The 22,785-nt window shown below is 50.8% G+C and carries 21 protein-coding genes and 1 riboswitch; of the genes, 13 read left to right on the top strand and 8 right to left on the bottom strand.

The features are described 5' to 3' along the window. The first annotated feature begins 31 nt into the window (after positions 1-31). From ACMXD4_RS02785 to ACMXD4_RS02740, 10 genes are all read left to right on the top strand, one after another. Entirely contained in the window at positions 32-454 is a 423-nt protein-coding gene (locus ACMXD4_RS02785) for a hypothetical protein (RefSeq protein ID WP_415879774.1), read from the top strand. After that, entirely contained in the window at positions 451-2,997 is a 2,547-nt protein-coding gene (locus tag ACMXD4_RS02780) for a putative bifunctional diguanylate cyclase/phosphodiesterase (RefSeq protein WP_415879773.1), read from the top strand. The genes ACMXD4_RS02785 and ACMXD4_RS02780 overlap by 4 nt, the downstream gene beginning before the upstream one ends. A gap of 118 nt (positions 2,998-3,115) precedes the next feature. Then, positions 3,116-4,870, top strand: a complete 1,755-nt coding sequence (locus ACMXD4_RS02775; RefSeq protein ID WP_415879772.1) for a methyl-accepting chemotaxis protein — start codon at positions 3,116-3,118, stop codon at positions 4,868-4,870. Positions 4,871-5,054: 184 nt separating this feature from the next. Then, entirely contained in the window at positions 5,055-6,098 is a 1,044-nt protein-coding gene (locus ACMXD4_RS02770) for a tRNA (5-methylaminomethyl-2-thiouridylate)-methyltransferase (RefSeq protein ID WP_415879771.1), read from the top strand. Continuing rightward, positions 6,095-6,319, top strand: a complete 225-nt coding sequence (locus ACMXD4_RS02765) for a sulfurtransferase TusA family protein (protein WP_171696685.1) — start codon at positions 6,095-6,097, stop codon at positions 6,317-6,319. The genes ACMXD4_RS02770 and ACMXD4_RS02765 overlap by 4 nt, the downstream gene beginning before the upstream one ends. A 494-nt stretch (positions 6,320-6,813) precedes the next feature. Beyond that, positions 6,814-7,641, top strand: a complete 828-nt coding sequence (locus ACMXD4_RS02760) for an EcoRV family type II restriction endonuclease (RefSeq protein ID WP_171696686.1) — start codon at positions 6,814-6,816, stop codon at positions 7,639-7,641. Then, a complete protein-coding gene (locus ACMXD4_RS02755) occupies positions 7,641-8,558 on the top strand; it encodes a DNA adenine methylase (protein WP_171696687.1) in 918 nt (305 codons plus the stop codon). Before ACMXD4_RS02760 ends, ACMXD4_RS02755 begins: the two co-directional genes overlap by 1 nt. A 466-nt stretch (positions 8,559-9,024) precedes the next feature. Continuing rightward, positions 9,025-9,552, top strand: a complete 528-nt coding sequence (locus tag ACMXD4_RS02750) for a hypothetical protein (RefSeq protein WP_171696688.1) — start codon at positions 9,025-9,027, stop codon at positions 9,550-9,552. Positions 9,553-10,505: 953 nt separating this feature from the next. Then, on the top strand, positions 10,506-11,720 hold the full coding sequence (gene argJ / locus ACMXD4_RS02745; protein ID WP_415879770.1) for a bifunctional glutamate N-acetyltransferase/amino-acid acetyltransferase ArgJ: 1,215 nt from the start codon (positions 10,506-10,508) through the stop codon (positions 11,718-11,720). 12 nt (positions 11,721-11,732) lie between these two features. Continuing rightward, entirely contained in the window at positions 11,733-12,677 is a 945-nt protein-coding gene (locus ACMXD4_RS02740) for a Nudix family hydrolase (protein ID WP_415879769.1), read from the top strand. A gap of 16 nt (positions 12,678-12,693) precedes the next feature. On the opposite strand, the gene yacG is transcribed toward ACMXD4_RS02740, so the two are convergent. The 7 genes from yacG to thiC form a co-directional block, all read right to left on the bottom strand. Continuing rightward, a complete protein-coding gene (gene yacG, locus ACMXD4_RS02735) occupies positions 12,694-12,897 on the bottom strand; it encodes a DNA gyrase inhibitor YacG (RefSeq protein ID WP_415879768.1) in 204 nt (67 codons plus the stop codon). Next, positions 12,897-13,670: a cell division protein ZapD gene (zapD, locus tag ACMXD4_RS02730; RefSeq protein ID WP_051669750.1), complete on the bottom strand. Its 774-nt coding sequence runs from the start codon at positions 13,668-13,670 to the stop codon at positions 12,897-12,899. The genes yacG and zapD overlap by 1 nt, the downstream gene beginning before the upstream one ends. After that, positions 13,667-14,278 (bottom strand): dephospho-CoA kinase, encoded by a 612-nt coding sequence (gene coaE / locus ACMXD4_RS02725; protein ID WP_415879767.1) that lies wholly within the window; start codon positions 14,276-14,278, stop codon positions 13,667-13,669. Before coaE ends, zapD begins: the two co-directional genes overlap by 4 nt. 3 nt (positions 14,279-14,281) lie before the next feature. Further along, the gene (locus ACMXD4_RS02720) at positions 14,282-15,148 is read right to left on the bottom strand and encodes a prepilin peptidase (protein WP_415879766.1); all 867 of its coding nucleotides are present in this window, start codon (positions 15,146-15,148) and stop codon (positions 14,282-14,284) included. 75 nt (positions 15,149-15,223) lie between these two features. After that, positions 15,224-16,441 (bottom strand): type II secretion system F family protein, encoded by a 1,218-nt coding sequence (locus ACMXD4_RS02715; RefSeq protein WP_205452935.1) that lies wholly within the window; start codon positions 16,439-16,441, stop codon positions 15,224-15,226. Between the two features lie 2 nt (positions 16,442-16,443). Continuing rightward, positions 16,444-18,159, bottom strand: coding sequence for a type IV-A pilus assembly ATPase PilB (gene pilB, locus ACMXD4_RS02710; RefSeq protein ID WP_171696693.1), 1,716 nt, complete (start codon positions 18,157-18,159; stop codon positions 16,444-16,446). A gap of 200 nt (positions 18,160-18,359) precedes the next feature. Then, positions 18,360-20,228: a phosphomethylpyrimidine synthase ThiC gene (gene thiC, locus ACMXD4_RS02705; protein WP_415879765.1), complete on the bottom strand. Its 1,869-nt coding sequence runs from the start codon at positions 20,226-20,228 to the stop codon at positions 18,360-18,362. 32 nt (positions 20,229-20,260) lie between these two features. Further along, a riboswitch (TPP riboswitch) is annotated at positions 20,261-20,368 on the bottom strand. A gap of 195 nt (positions 20,369-20,563) precedes the next feature. On the opposite strand from thiC, the gene ACMXD4_RS02700 reads away from it, so the two are divergent. Then, entirely contained in the window at positions 20,564-20,968 is a 405-nt protein-coding gene (locus ACMXD4_RS02700) for a hypothetical protein (protein WP_415879764.1), read from the top strand. A gap of 4 nt (positions 20,969-20,972) precedes the next feature. On the opposite strand, the gene ispB is transcribed toward ACMXD4_RS02700, so the two are convergent. Next, the gene (ispB, locus tag ACMXD4_RS02695) at positions 20,973-21,977 is read right to left on the bottom strand and encodes an octaprenyl diphosphate synthase (RefSeq protein ID WP_171696696.1); all 1,005 of its coding nucleotides are present in this window, start codon (positions 21,975-21,977) and stop codon (positions 20,973-20,975) included. Between the two features lie 206 nt (positions 21,978-22,183). Between ispB and rplU the strand changes: the two genes are divergently transcribed. Both rplU and rpmA read left to right on the top strand, forming a co-directional pair. Further along, positions 22,184-22,495 (top strand): 50S ribosomal protein L21, encoded by a 312-nt coding sequence (gene rplU / locus ACMXD4_RS02690; RefSeq protein ID WP_033156113.1) that lies wholly within the window; start codon positions 22,184-22,186, stop codon positions 22,493-22,495. 17 nt (positions 22,496-22,512) lie between these two features. Beyond that, complete coding sequence (rpmA, locus tag ACMXD4_RS02685) at positions 22,513-22,770, top strand: 50S ribosomal protein L27 (protein ID WP_020484554.1); 258 nt, start codon at positions 22,513-22,515, stop codon at positions 22,768-22,770. The last annotated feature ends 15 nt before the right edge of the window (positions 22,771-22,785 follow it).

The raw sequence follows: 22,785 nt of genomic DNA, 5'->3' as shown, positions 1-22,785 counted from the left end.
TCCAGAATTTTGAATGCATCGGGGTTCATCTATGCAAGTATCGGTAACAGGTGAATGGTTTGAGGTGACTATCCGTAACACGTTGGAGTTTGCAAAATGCCATGAATTACTGGCGTCATGCAAAGCTCACACCAAAGTCAATACGCGCGCCGGCGCCAGGATAACACTCGAGAATATCCCTACATTCAATATGTGCGGCATCGCCACCATCTCGCTAATCTGCGATTGGATGCAGGCCGGCGTCGAGCTGAATCTGCAAGGCTGTGGCGGCGACGTACATCAGATTTTCGATACCGGCATATTCGATAAATACTTCAGCAAACACACCCCCTACATTCGCACCGCCCACCATGTGCCTGGAGCACACAAAGCCGCGTTTAGCCAAGGATTGCCCGATACACAAAACCCGCCCACGGTTACGTCCAGACCAAACCGTGCTGGAAAATTAGCGTGAAAACACCATTTTTCGATTTTTTCAGTGCGGGCGGACTGATGCCGCACGGGTTTTGCCTAAAGTGGACGCCCGGCCTGCTCTGGTCGTATGTGATTTCCGATGCCTTAATCACTCTGGCCTATTTCGCGATTGCCGTCATTCTGGCTTATGTCGTATCACAGCGCCGAGACCTGAAATTTCGCGGCATCTATTTGATGTTCAGCTCATTTATTCTGGCCTGCGGGGCATCGCACTTGATGTCCATCTTCCTGATCTGGCAACCCTTGTATTGGTTGGATACCGCCATAAAAGCCTTGACGGCGACCATCTCCCTGGCAGCGGCAATATTGCTGCTCAAGTTGGTACCGCATGCATTGAATCTACCGAGCAATCAGCAACTGGCCGCCGAAATTGCCATACGCACGCAGGCACAACAGGACCTACAGGAAAGCGAAAGCAAGCTAAAAGCCCTCAGCCAGCAACTCATCAGCCTGATAGAAGCCATTCCCGACGCTATTCTGTTCAAAGACGGCGACGGCCGCTTGTTATTCGCCAATGAGCACGCGCAACAGTTATTCCGATTTGACGGTATGGATTGGCAGGGCAAGACCTATCTGGAACTGGCCGATCAACAGCCGGACGCACTGGACAAGCATATAAAACTATTTTCGGATGAAGAAGCGGTATGGAAGGCCGGACACTTGATCATGTTCGAAGATCATATTCTCAACGACGAGGGCCGCTCGATCGAAATAGAGGTACGCAAAACGCCGATTTACCAGGAAAACGGCCAACGCAAAGGCATGGTGGTGATTAGCCGGGACATCAGCAACATCCGCTGGGCGGAGAGCCAATTGCGCATCGCCGAGCGCGCTATCGAGTCCCAGGAAGGGATCATGATTACCGATGAAAATAATATCATCTTGCGCGTCAACAACGCCTTCACCCGGCTGACCGGTTATCAGCCGGACGAAGTCATCGGCAACAAACCCTCGATTTTAAAATCCGGCCGCCACGGCCAAGAGTTTTACCGGGAAATGTGGGCCGCTCTGAAGCGCGAAAAATTCTGGCAAGGCGAGGTGTGGGACAGGCGTAAAAACGGCGACGTGTACCCGAAGTGGCTGACAATCAGCGTAGTAACCGGCGCGGACGGCCACACTTGCAACTACGTGGCGGCCTTTACCGACATTAGCCAGCACAAGGAAGCGCAAGCCGCCATTCACCGCCTGGCTTATTACGACCCGCTCACCGACCTACCCAATCGCCGCCTGTTGCAAGACCGGCTACAGCAAGCCTTACACAATAGCCGTTGCGTGGGCAAACATGGCGCGGTGTTGATGATTGATGTCGATAATTTCAAAACGATTAACGATACCCAGGGCCACCAAATCGGCGATCAGCTACTAATAGAAATTGCCTCGCGCCTAAAGTCCTGCGTCCGTCAAGGCGATACCGTTGCCCGGCTGGGCGGCGACGAATTTATCGTGCTGCTGGAAAATCTGGGCAGCGCGCAAGCCGAGGCAACCGCGAATGCCGAAGACGTTGCACACAAAATATTGTGCGCCATCAATACCGGCATGTTGTTAAACGGTAAGGAACATCTCGGCTCCATCAGTATCGGCATTGCCATATTCGACGAACACAACAACTCGTTCGACGACACGCTGAGGCGCGCCGACGCGGCGCTGTACCAGGCCAAGGATGCCGGCCGCAACACGCTGCGCTTCTTCGATCCACAGATGCAGGCCTTATTGGAATCGCGCGTACTGCTGGAGTTCGATTTACGCCATGCCCAGGCCCAAGATCAGCTAAGCCTGCATTACCAACCCCAGGTCGATAAAAACGCCCAGATTTTTGGCGCAGAAGTGCTATTACGCTGGAAACATCCGCAAAAAGGCATGATTTCGCCGGCCGAGTTTATCCCGCTAGCCGAAGAATCCGGCTTGATTCTGCCCATCGGCGAATGGGTGTTGCAATGCGCCTGCGAGCAACTCAAGGCCTGGGAACAGAATCCGCTCACCCAGCATTTACAGCTTGCCGTCAATGTAAGCGCCAGACAGTTCCGTCAAGCCGATTTCGTCGAATCGATCTGCCGAATTCTTAACAACTCGGGCGCCAACTCGGCAAAACTCAAACTGGAATTGACCGAAAGCATGGTATTGCACGATGTCGAAGATGCCATCGAAAAAATGCAAACGCTGAAATCATTGGGCGTACGTTTTTCGATGGACGACTTCGGCACCGGATATTCCTCACTGAGTTATCTAAAGAAGTTGCCGCTTAGCCAACTCAAAATCGATCAAAGCTTTGTGCGCGACCTTATCGTTGATCCTAACGATGCGGTCATTGCCCAAACCATTATCGGCATGGGCCACAACCTGGGCCTGAATGTGATTGCGGAAGGGGTGGAAACCCAGGATCAACGCATCTGCCTGGAGCGTATAGGCTGCGATGCCTTTCAAGGCTACCTGTTCGGCAAACCCATGCCCTTACCTGAATTCGAACGTGTAATACACAGCTTGAACCGGGCGATTCGACCGGAAAACATCCGCAACGGCAGCTAAATGGCCGTCATTTTAAGCCCTCATTGATTTTCTACACGACTTGGCGACATGGCATGTTTGATCATCCATCTGCCGTTTCACTCACTCTTATAACAATAAATTTAACGGGGGAAATCTTATGTTCTTAATGAACTGGCATTCGGTGGGAGTCAAAGTGGTAGCAATAACCACGGGCATACTCTTCGTCCTGAGCTTGGGCTTGTTGTTGATGTTTGCCAACATCGAAAAACAAAAACTGATAGACCGCAAGATTGAATCGTCCCGGCAATTGCTGCTGCTTTCCGAATCGATTCGCGACAATGTAGCCAAAAATTGGGAAAGCGGCCTTTACTCGCCGGAGTACCTCCGGCAGTTGGTGCAAGGCAAGGATGAAGCCAGCCGCCGGTCGTTGATTATCGCGACCGTCCCCACCGCCAATGCCTGGGACGTGATAGAAGCCAAAGCCAAGGAAGGCGGTTTTCGTTTTAAAGCGCCGGCACTGAATCCGCGCAATCCGCCCAGAAACATGCCGGACCAACTGGAACAACAGGTTTTGGACAAATTCAAAAAAGACCCGGCGCTAAGCGAATACAGCATGGTCGACGAAGAGAAACAAGAAATTCGCTATTTCAGACCGGTGAAAATGACCAAACAATGCGAGCTTTGTCACGGCGACCCGCAAACCTCGCAAGCCTTATGGGGCAACGGCAAGGGCCAGGATTTACTCGGTTATGCCATGGAAAACCGCCGGACTGGCGACTTGCACGGCGCATTCGAAATCATCACTCCCTTTAGCAACGCCTTTAGCGAGTTGAAGCAAACCGTGTTTTACGCTGTCGGCTTTTTGGGTTTGACGCTTTTAATCATCGGTATCACCGGTTATCTGGTGATGAGCAAAATCATCATCGGCCCACTGACCGCATTGGCGCTGAACCTGCAAGCCATTTGCAGCGGAGACGGCGATTTGCGTGCCAGGCTCAGCGCGTCGGGTAAATCCGAGTTTGCCTGGGTGGCCTCCAGTTTTAATGCCTTCGTGAAGAAAATCGCCAAAACCGTTGAAGAAATCAGCGTGACCAGCGACCGACTGGCGCAGGCCGCCAACAAACTGGCAACCATCACCCAATCCACCCAACAAGGCGTAGAGCGGCAATTGCAAGAAACCACGCTGGTGGCCAATGCGATGAAACAAATGACATCGACTGTACAAGAGGTTGCCAAAAACGCGGTCAAAGCATCCGAAGCCGCCGAAAATGCGGACCGGGAAGCGACGTCAGGCAAAAATATCGTCACGCAAGCGGTTGGCGGTATTAACGAATTAGCCACCGAAGTGGAAAATGCCGCCAATGTGATTCACGATCTGGAAACCGACAGCAACAGCATAGGCGAAGTATTAAGCGTGATTCAGGGCATCGCCGAGCAAACCAATTTATTGGCGTTAAATGCAGCCATTGAGGCGGCCCGCGCCGGCGAGCAAGGCCGCGGCTTTGCAGTGGTGGCGGATGAAGTCCGCACTTTGGCCAGTCGCACGCAAAACTCGACGCTGGAAATCCGCCAAACCATAGAAAGGTTGCAAGGCCGGGCGAAACAAGCGGTTTCGGTGATGGAAAACGGCAGAAAACGCGCCGCCTCCAGTGTTGAGCAAGCCGCTTCGGCAGGTGATTCGATCAATACCATCAGCGAGAGAATATTTACCATCAACGACATGAATAATCAGATCGCCACCGCCGCAGAGCAACAGACAGCGGTCGCGGAAGAAATTAACCGTAATGTCAGCAATATCAGCCATGTGTCCCAAGAAACCTCCAGCGGCGCCAAACACACCGCCGATGCCTGCCATGAGTTGCTTGAGCTGGCAAATCAATTACGCCAGACGGTTGGCCATTTTAGAATTTAAAGCCATCGCTTCGCCGGCCGTCAGCGGCCGGCGAATCACCGACCCACCAAGGCAAACCCCTGATTTTTTGGTGGATTTTCCCGCCGAAAGTTGCCCAATTAATTGTTTGCCCACGTTGCTGACAGCCGCATATTGCTGAAATCCACAGTATAATGCGGCGTTTTTCCTGCTAGACATCTGAGTTATGAGTCAACAAAGAAAAGCGGTGGCGCTGATTTCCGGCGGCCTGGACTCCATGCTGGCTACCCAAGCCATCCTTGAGCAAGGTATCCACGTCGAGGGCATCAATTTTTTCACCGGCTTTTGCGTGGAAGGCCACACGCACGCGATACGCAAGCAAGACGCCGACAAGGTCAAACGCAACAACTCGCTGTGGGTGGCCGAGCAATTGGGTATCAAACTGCATATCATCGATGTCATCGAAGAATACAAAAACGTCCTTCTAAACCCCAAGCACGGTTACGGTGCCAACCTAAACCCTTGCCTGGATTGCAAGATTTTCATGGTCAACAAGGCCAAACAGTGGATGGTGGAAAACGGCTTCGATTTCATCATCACCGGCGAAGTGGTCGGCCAACGACCCATGTCGCAGCGCAAGCAGACCATGCCCATCGTCGCGGCCCAGTCCGGTGCCGACGATTTACTGGTAAGACCCTTGTCCGCGCAAAACCTACCCGCCACTTTGCCGGAACGCGAAGGCTGGATCAGTCGCGAGAAAATGTTTGGTTTCAGCGGCCGGTCACGCAAACCGCAAATGACCTTGGCGAAAGAATACGGCTTTACCGACTACGCCCAACCCGCCGGCGGCTGTTGTTTCTTGACCGACGAAGCCTACTCGTTAAAGCTGGTTGATCTATGGAAAGCGCGCGGCGAACGCGATTACGATCTGGACGATGTGATGCTGCTGAAAGTGGGACGGCATATCCGCCCCAAACCACATTTCAAAGTCATCATAGCGCGCGAGGACGGCGAAGCCCGCTTCATGAGCGGTTATAAAAAAGAATTTATCAGCATGAACTGCGCCAGCCATCGCGGCCCGCTGGCCTTGATCGACGGCACGCCCAGCGAAGACGATTTGCTGCAGGCCGCGCAGATTACCGCCCGCTACGGCCAAGGCCGCGAAGCCGAACAAGTGGAAGTGACCATCCGCGAGCGGGACGGAGCAGAACGCAATGTGTTCGTTAAGCCTTTGCTCGCCGACGAAATTCCACAGGAGTGGTTCGTATGAGTGAACATGTTTTGAACGCCCGCCGCCTGCTCTGCCCCTTGCCGGTAATCCGCACTCAGGACAAAGTCAAAACCCTGCTGACCGGTGACGTGTTGACCGTGGAATGCACCGATCCTGGGGTGATGCAGGATATTCCGGCTTGGTGTCGGATTAATGGGCATAAGGTTTTGGACACTCGTACGGGTGATGGGGAGTATGTGATTGTTTTGGAAGTAGGTTGAGTTATTTGATTGGTTGTGTCGCTGTCGCGACGGGCTGATTTGATGTCGGTTTCACGAAAAACGTCCTTGTTTTTCGCCCTTCGGGTGCTAACGCATGCAAATCGACTATCCTGCCGATTTGTCGGCCCGACAGCCGAGTAACTTTTCTTTGTTTGACCAAAGAAAAGTCACCAAAAGAAACACCATCCGGATGCCGCTTTGATCCTGCGCGCCGAAGCTTTCGACGGGGATCGACAGAAGGGGCTTACTGCCCCTCTGTCGATGTGCGGCATCCATGCCGCCCCCCTACGGGCTATTCCCGCCAAAAGCTCCGGTGCTCGGCGCGGCATACGGGAGGAAAACCGTCGCGATAGTAAGAAACGGTTTATATAAGAGCATGGGATGCTATGTAGGATCATTTAATCATTTGCCATGCGTTTGAATAATCACCATATTTCATCAGGATACATAGCCTGTACAATTTTGCAACCAATCAAAACCAAAGCTGTAACCAAATGACCGAAAAAGAAATTTTCGCAGAAAATCTTGAAAAATTTGTCCTTGAACTTAAGGATTATGTCAGCGCGGAAGATGGGCAATGGAATGTAAAAGGTTTCGTAGATATATTTAAAAACATATACACCATCTCAGCGGACACCAAGATTGTTTCAAAAATTCTTGAAATTCATTTATTCCCTAAGATTTTGCACTTTGCCCAATCAATTGGTTACAAAGTCGTACTTGCAGAACACCAAAACTATTACCCAGACATTTCGTTTGTAAAAACGGATAATGAATCTATTAAATTTGCGGTCGATTTTAAGACTACCTATAGAAACCCAAAGAAACTGCATTTATGCAACGGGTTTACACTTGGTTCACACGGCGCGTATTTCGAAAATCGTACCAGCACTAAAAATATCCAGTTCCCTTACAGTTCATATTCAGGCCATTTTTGCCTGGGCATTATTTATGATAGAGCTGACGGAGCAACCATTGATGAAACTAAAATTCATCGGATAGACGAATTACAATCCATTGCATCAGTTGTAAAAAACTTTCAGTTCTTTATTGCCGAAAAATGGAAAATCGCCAGCGATAAAGGCGGTAGCGGGAATACTGCGAATATTGGAAGTATCAATAACATTGCCGACATCATCTCAGGTCAAGGCATGTTTTCAAAGTTAGGCGAAAACTGGTTCGATGAATATTGGATGAATTACCGTAAAATCACCATTCAAGATGGGAAAGGAGGTACGAAAAAAATCTCCACATTGCGTGAGTTTGTCGCGTACAAAAACGGCGATATTTCGTTGGTGGTCGATAAAAGGAACGGTGAATAATGAGCACCAAAATATACGTTCCTCCGATAAAATCCCAAGGCATTAAAACCAAACTTGTACCTTGGATAAAAAGCATTGTACCTAACGATTTTGATGGCTTGTGGATTGAGCCTTTCATGGGAACCGGTGCGGTCGCTTTTAATGTCGCTTCGCAACATTCGCTATTAAGCGACACGAATCCTCACCTTATTAATTTTTACTCTAGCGTTGCTTCTGGAGAAATAACTACCGAAGTGGTTAAAGACTATCTGACACGCGAAGGCGCATTGCTTTTAGAAAAAGGTGAAGACCACTATTACTTCATCAGAGACCGATTTAACGCCGAGCACTCACCGCTTGATTTTCTTTTTGTCAATCGGGCAGGTTTTAACGGAATGATCCGTTTCAATAGAAAAGGTGGCTTCAACATTCCGTTTTGCCGTAAACCTCAGCGTTTTGCCCAAGCGTATGTAACAAAAATTGTCAATCAAGTGGATTGGGCGAGTAAAATTATTAAAGCAAAACACCTCTCGTTTAAATGCCAGGATTTCACCAAAACAATTGGTGAGGCTTCATCACAAGACATAATTTATTGCGACCCGCCTTACATCGATAGGCATGTTGATTATTATAACGGCTGGGATGAAAGCCACGAACGCGAGTTATTTAATAAACTTTCCGAGTTTAAAGGCAAATTTATTTTATCGACGTGGCACCATAATGATTACCGAGAAAACGAATATATAAAGAAATTATGGTCAAAATATAACGTTATTACCCGTGAACACTTCTATCATCTGGGTGGAAAAGAAGAGAATAGAAATCCGGTTGTTGAGGCATTGGTTACAAATTTTCTTAGCGCACCTGTTGATAAAATAATTGAGCGTCCAATTCAATACACTCTTTTTGAACAACCCGCTAAATATGTAACGGCATAATACGACTCTCAAGCCACCCCATTTACGTTGCGTTACGGCAAGTAAGTTAGGTTAAATTTTTTGGTCGCATTCTTCTATAAAGTTAAAGCCATGTAGCTGAGCACTGCTGTTTGTAAACACGCGGTTTTATAGTCAACTAAGTTGGTTGTGTCGCTGTCGCGACGGGTTGATTTAACGTCGGGTCTCGGCCCGACAGCCGAGTGACTTTTCTTTGTTTGGCCAAAGAAAAGTCACCAAAAGAAACGCCACCCGGATGCCGCTTTGATCCTGCGCGCCGAAGCTTTCGACGGGGATCGACAGAAGGGGCTTCCTGCCCCTCTGTCGATGTGCGGCATCCATGCCGCACCCCTACGGGCTATTCCCGCCGAAAGCTCCGGTGCTCGGCGCGGCATACGGGATAAAAACCGTCGCGCTAGCAACAAACGGTTTTACCGAAATCATTTAATCACTATTTAGGCAAAACAATATGTCGGGAACCAATTTCATATTCACCGGAGAAATCATAGAAAGTGGCACGGTAATCGTGCAAGGGGCTTTAGCTGTCTTTGTAACTGAATATGAGATTTCGCTGAGCAAACACATTGCTGGAATGCATCGTGGAAAGAAGCTTATTGTTGCACCGTTTAGTCCCAAAATGTTTTGGAGCCCAGCCTTGGAAAACGGATATCAAATCAACATGCAAGGAAGTTCGCTTGGAGGTTATTCCAATGGTCCTTTAGGTCATCCCGGCGATGGCGAGTTTGAAATTTACACAGTCCTTACGGCCTCCATTTCTGGTAAGTATCGCAAGGAAGGACTAGATATTGAAATTGAAGTAAATACAAGTCGTGGCAGAGAGGTTTGCTACATCGCAAAGGAAACATCGGAAGAAAAACTACAGCCACTAAACGTAAGGGCCAAATTTCTTGTACCCAAGGATAAATTAAAAGAGTTTTTAGGGTTCAATGACAGCAATGGCAAGTATTTTATGGACCAATTTGATGCTATTAACTAACTCTTCGCTGCATTACGCTATCGCCAATGCACCCTACTGGGAATAGTCAACAGGCTTTTGAACATTCATTACTTGCTAAATTCCGGGATGGTTTTGTCCCGTATGCCGCGCCGAGCACCGGAGCTTTTGGACGGAATAGCCCGTAGGGGCGATGCAGGGATGCATCGCGTTGCCGAAGGGGCAACGCGGTAAGTTGCAATCCGTAGGGCGTCAATAGGCGAAGCCGTATTGCGCCGCATGTTGGCATTCGACTATTCGGTGCATTACGCTATCGCTAACGCACCCTACGAGGCTTAAATAAAAGGCTTTGGGGCATGAATTACTTGCCAAATTCTGGGATGGTTTTTCCCGTATGCCGCGCCGAGCACCGGAGCTTTTGAGCGGAACAACGCGGTAAGGTGCAATCCGTAGGGCGTCAATAGGCGAAGCCGTATTGCGCCGAATGTTGATCTTCGATTATTCGGTGCATTACGCTATCGCTAATGCACCCTACGAGGGATAAACAAAACTCTTTGGTTTGCACTAAATTCCGAGCCCAGTAGGGTGGGCACGGCTGTTTGTGCCCACGCAGATTTATGGTTATCGATTTAACACGGTGGGCAAAAAAGCGTTGCCCACCCGACATTTGAATGTCGTATTAAGGTTGATGCCACAAAGTGCATCTAAATTCCGGGATGGTTTTGTCCCGTATGCCGCGCCGAGCACCGGAGCTTTCGGCGGGAACAGCCCGCAGGGGTGCGGCATGGATGCCGCACATCGACAGAGGGGCAGGAAGCCCCTTCTGTCGATCCCCGTCGAAAGCTTCGGCGCGCAGGATCAAAGCGGCATCCGGGTGTCTTTTCTTTTGGGTACTTTTCTTTGGACAAGCAAAGAAAAGTATCTCGGCCGTCGGTCCGAGAACCGACGTTAAATCAAGCCGTCGCGACAGCGACACAAATTAACAGGTTACAACAATGGCAGTAGGACAAATCGACTTCCCCACCATGCATGCCGTCAAAGGCATCAAACTCGGCACCTGCAATGCCGGCATCAAACAAACCGTCCGCGACGATATTTTAGTGCTCGAAATGGCGGACGGTGGCAGTTGCGCGGCGGTGTTTACCCAAAATGCCTTTTGCGCGGCGCCGGTACATATCGCCAAAGCGCACTTATCGCAAAATCCGCGCTGGTTGCTGGTCAATTCCGGCAACGCCAATGCCGGCACCGGTAAACAAGGTCTGCAAGATGCGTTTGCCTGCTGCGCCAATCTGGCCGGCGAAGTCGAGGCCTTGGCACAACAGGTTTTGCCCTTCTCCACTGGCGTCATCGGCGAACCGCTGCCGGTGGAAAAGCTCACCGCGGCATTGCCGAGCGCCGTCGAAAACCTGGCTGAAAGCCATTGGGATAGAGCCGCGCGCGCCATCATGACAACCGACACATTTCCCAAGGGCGCCTCGGTCATCATCGATATAGCCGGCCACCCGGTGACGATCACCGGCATTTCCAAAGGCGCCGGCATGATTCAACCCAATATGGCCACCATGCTGGGTTTTGTCGCCACCGATGCCAATATCGAGCAATCGCTGTTGCAACAATGCTTGTCCGCGGCAGCGGAAAAATCCTTTAATCGCATTACCGTGGACGGCGATACCTCGACTAACGATGCGTGCGTACTATTGGCCAGCGGCAGTAGCTCGGCACCGGAAATTCTGGCGGACAGCGCGGAGTTTGCGACCTTCGCCGAGGCCGTGATGACGGTTTGTAAACGTCTGGCGGAATTGATTATTCGCGACGGAGAAGGTGCGACGAAGCTGATGCGCATCGTCGTCGAGCAAGCCCGCGACAGTGCCGAGGCGGTGCAAGTCGCCAAAACCATCGCTCATTCGCCGTTGGTGAAAACCGCCTTCTTCGCCAGCGACCCGAACTGGGGGCGGATTTTGGCGGCGGTCGGCCGGGCCGGGGTCGAAAACATGGATCTGGATAAAATCGAAATTTATCTGGGTACGGTGTGCATCGTCGAAAATGGCGGCCGAGCCCGCTCGTACACCGAACAGGATGGTCAGCGCGTGATGAATCAGGAGGAAATCGTTGTCACCGTCAGACTGGGACGAGGCACAGCTAGCGAGGAAGTGTTGACCTGCGACTTTTCCTACGATTACGTGAAAATCAACGCCGAATACCGTACCTAAGCGGCTAAAAGTATGTCAAGCAATAATCAGCGTCTGCATGTCGCGGTCGGCGTAATCCGCGACGGCGACGGCAGGATTTTGATTACCCAGCGGGCCAAACACGCGCATCAAGGCGGCTTGTGGGAATTTCCGGGCGGTAAACTGGAAGCCGATGAACCGGTACAGCAAGCACTAGCCCGTGAGCTGGCGGAAGAAGTTGGTATTCAGGTAGAAACCGCAACACCGCTGATCAAAATCAACCACGATTATGGCGACAGGCATGTGTTGCTGGATGTTTGGAATGTCAGCGCCTTTGCCGGCCAAGCCAGAGGCTGCGAAGGCCAGGCGATGCGCTGGATTGATGCCGAGCAACTAAAGGAGTTTACCTTTCCGGCCGCCAACATCCCCATCATCGCCGCCGCGCAACTTCCGCATTATTACGCCATCCTGGAAGGCCGCAGCGCGACGGAAGCGCTAGACAATTGCCAACGGATTTTGGCAAACGGTGTCAAGCTGCTGCAATTTCGCGTCAAGTCTTTACCTATTGCCGATTTGCAAACTGTCTTCGAGCAGGTTTCTCAGCTTTGCCGGCAGCAACAGGTTAGCTTGCTGGTCAACGCCGATTTGCCTGTCGATACGGTTCATGCGCAAGGCCTGCACCTGAGCAGCCGCGCCTTGCTGGCCTGTCATGAACGGCCAAACGGCTATCGCTGGGTAGCGGCATCGTGTCATAACCTTGAGGAACTGAAACACACAGAAGCGCTGGGCCTGGACTTTGCGGTTTTAGCGCCGATCCAAGCGACCGCATCCCATCCGGACGCCACGGCGCTAGGCTGGCAGGCTTTGAGCGAACTGCTCGAGCACATCAATTTACCGGTGTTTGCTTTGGGTGGTTTGGGCAGGCGCGACCTGAACCGAGCCCTTGCCGCCGGCGCTCAGGGCATAGCCGGCATCAGCACCTTTTTAGCGACAGATTAGCCAGATAAAATCCGGCTTAGTAGGATTCGAAATCCGAATTTTCGTTGTCTTCGTCAAGCAGTGGCGGGCCGGGAATTTTATGGGCTTCGGTAGCCCAATCGCCTAAATCGATCAATTTGCAACGTTCGGAACAGAACGGCTTGAATGGTTCGGCGGCTATCCAGGCTACCGGCTTGCGACAAGTGGGACATGCCACCATAGTCGGGGTATTCGCGGTCATCAGAACATGCAGCGGGTCAAAGAAAATTCAATATCGTCCAACGTCTGGCTGGGCCGGTTTTCGTCAACCGATGGATTCATAAACCGGATGCTGAACCGATGCTTGCCACCGCTGATCTCGGCAAAACACGGGGTGTCAGCCGCCAAGCCAACTCGAAGCAATTGCACCGGATGATTTTTATTGTCCAGCGCTAACTGGAAAAATCCGGCCTTGGCAAGCTCCTGCGTGGGCACGCTGCTTTGCCGAATAAAACCCAGGATCAAATCGATCGCTACCCGAATGTCCACGAACGGTTGAGTCCAGCGTTCCAGATCTTTTTGTTGCTCGGCCTCATGCTGCTCCAGCCAGTAATGAAAGGCCGGCAAATCGAAGGAACAGCTACCGCCGGGGATGGAGTTGCGCTGCGAGATACTTTGAAACAAATCGCTTTCCATCACGCTGATGCCAATTTTGCCGTTGGCGCTATACAAATTACGGCTGGCTTGATTCAGCTCAAGCAGTATTTCCTGCAATTTCTCATCATCAACGCCATGGCTATGCGCCAGTTGATTCAGTACTTTGGTGTGTCTATCCAGCTCTTTGATCAACTCGGATTTCAAGTCGCTGCGGCTGAAGATCATCAAGATGTCGAGTAAAACTGAAATGGCGGCGCGTTTATCGAAGACCGAAGCGCCCAACATGAAGTGACTGAGCTGTTGAAAGAGTTGCTCCAAGCGCATAAACACCCGAATTCGTTCATTGAGAGGGAATTCGTAGATAGTTTGTGTATTCAAGCCGATTGTGTCCTGACGGTGGCTAATAAAGTGTAGGAATTGTGCAGTCTTTTAATCTGTTCTGCAAGTTGCTCCGGGCCGGCGATATTCTCGATGACATCGTCCGCTTTGCTTAAACGTTCTGGCCGCGACATCTGACTGTCGATGATGGCTTGCACTTGCTGGCGAGTGAGTTTATCGCGCGCGGTAACCCGGGCTATTTGCAAATCCACCGGGCAATCGATCAATAAAACCCGATCCACGACATAAGGATTTTTCGACTCCAGCAGCAGCGGCACGGCAATAATGCAATAGTCGGCGGTTAACTCGCGGACATCCTCCGCGATCTTCCCGTACACCAAGGGATGCATGATGCCATCCAATTCACGCTTTTTGTCCGCATCAGTGAATACCGCATCGCGCAGTCTGGCGCGATTCAGGCTACCGTCCTGGTTAAGCATCTGTTGCCCAAAAGATCTAGCGATCATCGACAGAGCAGGCTGCCCCGGCTCGACCAACTGTCGGGCAATCAGATCTGCGTCGACAATGGGAACGCCAAATTCGGCAAACAACCGGCAAACCGTGGATTTACCGCTGCCTATGCCGCCCGTCAGACCAATCTTCAGCATCGCCTACAAACCGGCAGTATGCAGATATAAGGCATTCAGCTCCGGCCCGAACAACATTGCCAACCAGCCGGCCATGGCCAGATAAGGCCCGAAGGGTATCGGTTTGCCGGCATCGCGTTTGCCGAATACGATCATCGCGATACCGATGACCGCACCCACCAAAGATGACAGAAGAATGATCAGCGGCAGATATTGCCAGCCCAGCCAGGCCCCGAATAGTGCCAGCAGCTTGAAATCGCCGTAGCCCATCCCTTCCTTGCCGGTCAGCAATTTAAAAAGTTGATAAACGCTCCACAGGCTCAAATAGCCTGCCACCGCGCCGATGATCGCGTCGTGGCTATTCGTGTATATATCAAACAGGCTTAACAACAGGCCCAGCCACAGCATCGGCAGCGTGATCGAATCAGGTAATAATTGCTGATCGATGTCGATAAAACTCAATGCGATCAAACACCAAGTCAGAGGTAATGCAAACGCTAAAGCCCAACCGTAACCGAAATGCCAAGCCACCACGGCCGAACATAAACCGGTAAACGCTTCGATAAGCGGGTAACGGATGGCGATTTTCACCCCACAATGTGCGCATTTGCCGCCCAACAACAGGTAACTGATGACCGGAATGTTTTGATAGGCTTTGATTTCGGTTTTGCACGACGGGCAATGCGAGGCCGGCAACATCAGGTTGAACACTTCGCTTGCTTCATCATGCGGGAGCTGCAAATATTCCCGGCATTCGCGCCGCCAACCCGTCTGCATCATGACCGGCAAACGGTAGATAACCACGTTTAGGAAGCTGCCGACCAGAAGGCCCAGCACGCAAACGACGCTGATCAGAAACAGCGGATAGTGTTGTAGAGTGGCAAAAACCATGAGGGGGAGAGGATGCGTGTAATTCGGCCCCGGCGCTCGGCCCAACGATGGCAAGCAGCCGGGGAATAACAAAAATTAAATAGCGGCGCCCAACTTGAAGATAGGCAGATACATCGCGACAATCAAGCCGCCGACCAGGATACCCAGGATCACCATAATGATAGGCTCCATCAAGCTGCTCAAGTTATCGACCAGGTTATCGACCTCTTCTTCGTAAAAGTCCGCGACTTTATCCAGCATCGCATCAATGGAACCGGACTCCTCGCCAATCGCGACCATTTGCACCACCATATTCGGAAACATGCCGGTGGTCTCCAAAGCAAACTTCAATTGCTGGCCGGTGGAAACGTCGTCGCGCACAGCCATCACCGCTTCGTAAAATAAAATATTGCCGCAAGCCCCTGCCACCGAAACCAGTGCTTCAACCAAGGGTACGCCAGCCGCAGACATCGTTGACAGCGTTCTCGCAAAACGAGCGATGGCCGATTTTTCCAGAATCATCCCGACAACCGGGATTTTCAGCAAAGTTTTATCGAGAAAATGGTTAAACGCCTTCGAGCGCTTTTTAAAATAATTGAACACGTAAGCGGTAATGGCGATCACGCCAATCACCGCCCACCACCATTCCTGCACCCACGCCGACAGCTCAATAACAAATTGGGTAAATGCCGGTAGGTCGGCGCCAAAGCCTTTAAACAAATCCTCAAACACCGGCACCACGAAAATCAGCAAAATCGCGGTGACGATAAACGCGACGACCAACACTGCAATCGGGTAGGTCAATGCTTTTTTAACCTTCTTTTTGATCGATTCGGTTTTTTCTTTGTAGGTGGCAATCTTGTCGAGCAAAGTTTCCAATACCCCGGCATGTTCGCCGGCTTCGACCAAATTGCAGAACAGCGCATCAAAATACAGTGGCTTACGGTTTAAGGCCTGGGCCAGGGTATCGCCACCTTCCACATCGGCTTTTATCGATAACAGCAACTCCGACATACTGGCGTTGTCGTGTCCCTTGCCGATAATATCGAACGATTGCACCAAAGGCACACCAGCGGCCAGCATAGTCGCCAACTGCCTGGCGAACACCGCGATGTCGCCGGGCGTGATTTTCTGCACTCTGGCACCGAACAAGGGCTTGGACTTGGCTTTGATACCGATGACCCGAATGCCCATCCGCCTTAATTCGGTGCGCGCAATGACCTCGCTCTTGGCGCTGATGGTACCTTTGGTTTTCTTGTTTTGCCTATCGAAACCGTCCCAATTGAACTCGATTTGTTCGTCTTGCTTTGCCATGATTATTCCTTGGTGACCCGGTCAATTTCTTGCAGCGAAGTGACGCCTTGCTTAATTTTTAACAGCCCCGACATTCTTAAATCGTTGATTCCTTCACTTTTCGACAATTCCGCCATTTGCATGGAATTACCGCCGTTCAAAATCAGCGCACGCATTTTTTCAGTGATAGGCATTACCTGGTAGATCCCTACCCTGCCCTTGTAACCGTTATTGCAATGTTCACAACCCACTGGACCGTAGACTTTAAACGTACCGATTTCCTCCTGCTTAAACCCGGCCGACAGCAAGGTGCTTTCCGGATAATCAACCTCCTGCTTACAATGCTCGCATAAGCGCCGCGCCAGCCGTTGCGCCATGATCAAAATCACCGCCGAAACAATATTGAACGGTTCTATGCCCATTTGCACCAAACGGTTGATGGTTTGCGGCGCATCATTGGTATGCAAGGTAGACAACACCATGTGACCGGTTTGCGCCGCCTTGACCGCGATACTGGCGGTTTCCAGGTCGCGAATCTCGCCAACCATGATGATGTCAGGGTCTTGCCGCAAAAACGCCCGTAGCGCTTCGGCAAAGGTCAGGCCGGCCTTGGGATTGACATTGACTTGGTTGATGCCTTCCACGGTGATCTCGACTGGATCTTCGGCGGTGGAAATATTGGTTTCGATGCTGTTCAGAATATTCAGCCCGGTATACAGCGATACGGTTTTACCGCTACCGGTCGGCCCGGTGACCAGCACCATACCGTAAGGCTTGTGGATCGCCTCCAGAAAATTTTTCTGCTGGTCGGGTTCGAAACCGAGTTTCTCGATACCAATTTGCGCACTGGTCGGATCGAGAATCCGCATTACCACTTTTTCACCGAACAACGTCGGGCAGGTGTTTACCCGAAAATCGATGGCCCGGTTCTTGGAAATCTGCATTTTGATCCGGCCGTCCTGCGGCACCCGCCGTTCGGCAATGTCCATTTTCGACATGACTTTCAGCCGGGAAATAATCCGGTTGGCAATGCCCACCGGCGGACTGGCCACCTCCGATAAAATACCGTCGGCCCGAAAACGGATACGAAATTTTTTCTCGAAGGGTTCCAAGTGTATGTCCGACACCCCGCGTTTGATCGAGTCCAGCAGGATTTTATTTACAAAACGGACGATAGGCGCGTCATCAATATCCGAGCCTATTGCTTCGTCGGCCGGTTTGCTGTCGTCGCCTGCGGAAATATCGATATTGTCCAGATCGTCGTCCAACAGATCCTTCATCGACGTATCGGCAGCCTCCAGCGCCGTGTCTATCATGCGGATCAGCTTGTCTTCTTCAACCAGAATATTTTCGGTATTGTGCCGGGTATGAAACTTGATCTCGTCCAGCGCCTGAAAATTGGTCGGATCGGCGGTGGCGACAAACAAGCGGTTGCCGCGCTTGAATAAAGGTAAGGCATGATGCTGGCGAATCAATTTCTCGCTGACTAGTTTGATCGGCAAGAATGAAGGGTCTATGGCATCCAGATCGAAAAACGGCACACCAAACTCCGCCGAAGCCAGCGTAGCCACGGTTTTGCTGTCCGCATACTTATGTTCCACCAAATAGCTGATAAACGCTTGTTTACGCTTCTGCGCCTCCTGCAAACAGGTCGCCGCCGATTCCTCGGTCAACAAACCTTTTTGAATCAGGCATTTGACCAAGCCGCTGAAATGGATGTTAGTGGGTGCTGTCGCCATGAAAAAAGTCTGGATTGGTTTTACTGCAACTAAGTGCTGCAACTATAGATGAAGTAAGGATTTTATCCAAACTCATCAAGCCATGCCCAGGACTTTAACATGGTTATATTGGCATGCCGCCAAGCGCTGTTTTTAAGCTGGCGATCATTTGGAACGGCCGGCGGTGCCAAGAACAGCACCGCCGACGAATGGGACAAGAATCAGATTTCGTGATAAATCGCAGCACCTTCTTCCAGGAACTGCTTGGATTTTTCTTCCATACCAATTTTCAAGGCCTCGGCTTCTTCGAGACCTTTTTGCTCGGCGTAATTGCGCACGTCCTGGGTGATTTTCATCGAGCAGAAATGCGGACCACACATCGAGCAAAAATGCGCGACTTTTGCGGAATCCTTCGGCAAAGTTTCATCATGGAAAGAGCGGGCTTTTTCGGGATCGAGCGCCAAGTTGAACTGGTCTTCCCAGCGGAATTCGAAGCGCGCCTTGGACATGGCGTTATCGCGGATCTGCGCGCCGGGATGCCCTTTGGCCAAGTCGGCGGCGTGGGCAGCGATCTTGTAAGTGACGATGCCTTCGCGCACATCCTGCTTATTGGGCAGACCCAAGTGTTCCTTCTGAGTGACGTAGCACAGCATTGCGCAGCCGTACCAGCCGATATTGGCAGCGCCAATCGCCGAAGTAATATGATCGTAGCCAGGGGCAATGTCGGTGGTCAAAGGTCCCAGGGTGTAGAACGGCGCTTCGTAACAATCTTCCAATTGCTTGTCCATGTTGACCTTGATCATTTGCAACGGCACGTGGCCTGGGCCTTCGATCATGGTTTGTACGTCATGTTTCCAAGCGATTTGCGTGAGTTCTCCCAGGGTTTCCAGTTCGCCGAATTGCGCTTCGTCGTTGGCGTCGTAAATCGAGCCCGGACGCAGACCGTCACCCAATGAGAACGACACGTCGTAGGCTTTCATGATTTCGCAGATTTCCTCAAAGTTGGTGTAAAGGAAACTTTCGGTATGGTGAGCCAGACACCATTTGGCCATAATCGAACCGCCGCGCGAGACGATGCCGGTCAGGCGTTTGGCGGTTAACGGTACGTGATGCAGACGTACGCCGGCATGGATGGTGAAGTAGTCCACACCCTGCTCGGCTTGTTCAATCAGCGTGTCGCGGAAGATTTCCCAAGTCAGTTCCTCGGCTTTACCATCGACTTTTTCCAGGGCTTGGTAAATCGGCACCGTGCCGATAGGCACCGGCGAATTGCGCAGTATCCATTCGCGGGTTTCGTGGATGTTTTTGCCGGTGGATAAATCCATAATGGTATCAGCGCCCCAGCGGATGCCCCACAGCATTTTCTCGACCTCTTCTTCGATAGAAGACGTCACGGCAGAGTTACCTAGGTTACCGTTAATCTTGACCAGAAAGTTGCGGCCGATAATCATCGGCTCCAATTCGGGATGGTTGATGTTGGCCGGGATAATCGCACGGCCCCTGGCAACTTCAGAACGGACGAATTCTGGCGTGATGAAGGACTGGATATTGGCGCCATAGGAAAAGCCGGGATGCTGGCCTTGGTAACGGTCGCGCATTGCTTCAAGATTTTGGTTTTCGCGAATAGCGATGTATTCCATCTCAGGAGTAATGATGCCTTTGCGGGCATAATGCATTTGCGACACATTATGGCCGGATTTGGCACGGCGCGGGTTACGGGTCAATTCGAAACGTAGGTGCGCGGTTTTCGAGTCGTGTAAGCGCTCGTGACCATACTTTGAGGTCGGACCTTTCAATAATTCTGTGTCGCCGCGCTCCGCAATCCAGTTACCACGAATCGAACCCAAGCCTTTGTGCAAATTCACATCGACATTCGGATCTGTGTAAACACCTGAGGTATCGTAAACATAAATCGGTGGGTTTTTTTCCGCACCGAAGTGGGCCGGCGTATCCGACATGCTGATCTTACGCATCGGCACTTGAATATCCGCACGACTGCCCTGGATATAAATTTTCTCGGAAGCGGGGTAGGAATCAATTCTAACGCTACTACCGGTATCGGTAGTAATCTCATTACGGACAGCGCTCATGCTTATCTCCAAAATCTCAATAAATCGCAAGCGCAGGGAAGATAGGGCTTTCCTACGCCGGTGTTAACCGGTTCAGGTTCGAAGGGTTTTTCTCAGCTTTCCGGGCTTGCATACAGCGGAAAGCACCCCTAGCCTTTCAGGTGACTTGCTAAGTTAAATGATAATCGAGCCAATTGCAAGCGTAGCGCCAAGCTCCCAAGGCGCAAAAAGCTTATAAAACAATGGGTTTTAAAGCCTATCAATCCCTCCCGGCGCTCTTGCTATCATAAGCATTCACAGCCAAACCAGAGCATATGCCGCCGCAGCAATCAACGCACTAAAAAACAGGAGAAAACATGGCATCCCAAAAAAAGCAAAGCAAACGCCTGCTCAACGACATAGAGGACTCAGTAAATCAGTTAGTATTTTTGACCAGCGATTTAAGCTTGCTTGCAGACACAAACAAACTGGCGCTAAACCTAAAAACAAACGTCGAGACATTAAACCGCCAATTAGCCGGCTTAAAAAAGGCAGAATTTAACGCCACCCTGGCAGAATCGGAGATACTGGAGATATTGGACGAGCTAATCGATAGTGATCCGATCAGCACACTGGAACAACGACTGTTTGCAGCTCATGCTGATCAAGAATCGGGCGAAGTAGGTGAGTTTTTCCAACAGTTGCTCGATAAAATCGAAAAACTGTATTCGCCGCTACTGTCGTCCATCCAGCAACTAACTGCGATGCCGGATAAGCTGTAAACGCTCAGTGACTACGTTGCACCGAGAAGCGCGCTAACTCTTCAAGAGCCTGTTTGTAATCGGAATCAGGCAGGCATTGTAGTGCGGCAATCGCCTTTGCAGCGGCCCTGTCCGCACATTGCTCTGTGTATTCTATGGCATTGGTGGCCTTAACTACTTCATAGACATCGTTAAACGCCTCGCGCGAACCTTGCCGGATCGCATCGACCACAATTTTAGCCTGCTGCTCGTTCCCGTGCTGGATGGCATAGATCAACGGCAAGGTAGGCTTACCTTCAGCCAGGTCGTCACCCAAGTTTTTACCCAGTTCTTCGCTATTGGCTTTGTAATCCAATGCATCGTCTATCAACTGAAACGCCACGCCCAATTGCTGACCATAAACCGCCAACGCTTCTTCCGTAGCCGGGTCTGTCGCAGAAACGACTGCCGCCAAGCGCGTGGCGGTACTGAACAAAATGGCGGTTTTGCGAGCAATAACTTCCAAATACCGGGCTTCGCTGGTCTCCGGATTGTTGCAATTTAACAATTGCAACACCTCACCCTCGGCAATCGCGGTAGTGGTTTTGGACATAATGGCCATCACCCGCATATTATCGGTACGAACCATCATTTCGAAGGCACTGGAGTACAAATAATCACCTACAAGCACGCTAGCCGCGTTGCCCCACACCGCATTCGCCGACTCCTTGCCGCGCCTCAGAGCCGATTCGTCGACAACATCGTCGTGCAACAACGTCGCGGTATGGATGAATTCGATCACTGCTGCCAAAATCAGATGATGGTCATCAACCTTGCCCAAGGCTTTTGCCGCCAACAGCAACAGCATCGGTCGTAATCTTTTTCCGCCATTACCGATTATGTAATGCCCAATTTGATTAATCAGCACAACATCGGAACTCAGTTCCTCTAAAATCAACCGGTCGACGGCTTGAGTTTCCGCACTGGTTAAATTTTTGATGGAATCGAAGTCTATAGTGACTGACGCTGGCGTTGAAACTTTAGCTATCATGTGATGTTGTGAACTTGTCGCTCGTTAGCGTATAACGTGAATAACCGGTCATGCTATGAAGAATACTGATTAGTGTCAATAGTACTCCCCGCATAGACCTGTTAGACCGCAGGTTTCTTCTGGAATTTTAGTTTGACTGTGGCTTAAATAAAAAATATAATCCTCTGTTCACTATTAACAGATTATGCTTGATGGAGCTTACGCTGATGTATGCGGTAATTCAAACAGGTGGTAAACAGTATCGGGTCGCAGAGGGTACTACCTTAAAAATAGAAAAACTTGAGTTGGGCGCAGGCGACAGCGTAGAGTTCGACAAAGTACTGATGGTCCAATCCGGCGACTCCGTAAAAGTAGGCCAGCCATTTGTCGAAGGCGGCAAAGTGACTGCAACTGTGGTTTCCCAAGGCAGACACAAAAAAGTCAGAATCATTAAATTCAGAAGACGTAAGCACCACATGAAACAAATGGGGCACCGTCAATACTACACAGAAATCCAGATTACTGGCATTTCTGCTTAATATAACGAGGATAAAAAATGGCTCATAAGAAGGCAGGCGGTAGTACTCGTAACGGCCGCGATTCACAAGCGCAGCGCTTGGGCGTCAAACGTTTCGGTGGTCAAGTCGTAAAAGCAGGCAACATCCTGGTTCGCCAACGCGGCACCCAGTTTCACCCTGGCACCAACGTCGGCATCGGCAAAGACCACACCTTGTTTGCAACCGTCGATGGCAAAGTGGTATTTGAAGAAAAAGGTCCTAAAAACCGCAAATACGTCAGCATTGCAGCAGCGTAAGTTTCTTTGGCTGTG

Source organism: Methylomonas sp. TEB (genome assembly GCF_047777895.1).
In the GTDB taxonomy this organism is placed as follows: Bacteria; Pseudomonadota; Gammaproteobacteria; order Methylococcales; family Methylomonadaceae; genus Methylomonas.
Note: the sequence above shows the minus strand (reverse complement) of the source record. Positions and strands in the feature narration are given on the sequence as shown.

Excerpts from the sequence above, each read along its gene's own strand:
- ACMXD4_RS02785 (WP_415879774.1), top strand. The coding sequence starts at position 32 with ATGCAAGTATCGGTAACAGGTGAATGGTTTGAGGTGACTATCCGTAAC.
- ACMXD4_RS02775 (WP_415879772.1), top strand. The coding sequence starts at position 3,116 with ATGTTCTTAATGAACTGGCATTCGGTGGGAGTCAAAGTGGTAGCAATA.
- ACMXD4_RS02770 (WP_415879771.1), top strand. The coding sequence starts at position 5,055 with ATGAGTCAACAAAGAAAAGCGGTGGCGCTGATTTCCGGCGGCCTGGAC.
- ACMXD4_RS02765 (WP_171696685.1), top strand. The coding sequence starts at position 6,095 with ATGAGTGAACATGTTTTGAACGCCCGCCGCCTGCTCTGCCCCTTGCCG.
- ACMXD4_RS02760 (WP_171696686.1), top strand. The coding sequence starts at position 6,814 with ATGACCGAAAAAGAAATTTTCGCAGAAAATCTTGAAAAATTTGTCCTT.
- ACMXD4_RS02755 (WP_171696687.1), top strand. The coding sequence starts at position 7,641 with ATGAGCACCAAAATATACGTTCCTCCGATAAAATCCCAAGGCATTAAA.
- ACMXD4_RS02750 (WP_171696688.1), top strand. The coding sequence starts at position 9,025 with ATGTCGGGAACCAATTTCATATTCACCGGAGAAATCATAGAAAGTGGC.
- argJ (WP_415879770.1), top strand. The coding sequence starts at position 10,506 with ATGGCAGTAGGACAAATCGACTTCCCCACCATGCATGCCGTCAAAGGC.
- ACMXD4_RS02740 (WP_415879769.1), top strand. The coding sequence starts at position 11,733 with ATGTCAAGCAATAATCAGCGTCTGCATGTCGCGGTCGGCGTAATCCGC.
- yacG (WP_415879768.1), bottom strand. The coding sequence starts at position 12,897 with ATGACCGCGAATACCCCGACTATGGTGGCATGTCCCACTTGTCGCAAG.
- coaE (WP_415879767.1), bottom strand. The coding sequence starts at position 14,278 with ATGCTGAAGATTGGTCTGACGGGCGGCATAGGCAGCGGTAAATCCACG.
- ACMXD4_RS02720 (WP_415879766.1), bottom strand. The coding sequence starts at position 15,148 with ATGGTTTTTGCCACTCTACAACACTATCCGCTGTTTCTGATCAGCGTC.
- ACMXD4_RS02715 (WP_205452935.1), bottom strand. The coding sequence starts at position 16,441 with ATGGCAAAGCAAGACGAACAAATCGAGTTCAATTGGGACGGTTTCGAT.
- pilB (WP_171696693.1), bottom strand. The coding sequence starts at position 18,159 with ATGGCGACAGCACCCACTAACATCCATTTCAGCGGCTTGGTCAAATGC.
- thiC (WP_415879765.1), bottom strand. The coding sequence starts at position 20,228 with ATGAGCGCTGTCCGTAATGAGATTACTACCGATACCGGTAGTAGCGTT.
- ACMXD4_RS02700 (WP_415879764.1), top strand. The coding sequence starts at position 20,564 with ATGGCATCCCAAAAAAAGCAAAGCAAACGCCTGCTCAACGACATAGAG.
- ispB (WP_171696696.1), bottom strand. The coding sequence starts at position 21,977 with ATGATAGCTAAAGTTTCAACGCCAGCGTCAGTCACTATAGACTTCGAT.
- rplU (WP_033156113.1), top strand. The coding sequence starts at position 22,184 with ATGTATGCGGTAATTCAAACAGGTGGTAAACAGTATCGGGTCGCAGAG.
- rpmA (WP_020484554.1), top strand. The coding sequence starts at position 22,513 with ATGGCTCATAAGAAGGCAGGCGGTAGTACTCGTAACGGCCGCGATTCA.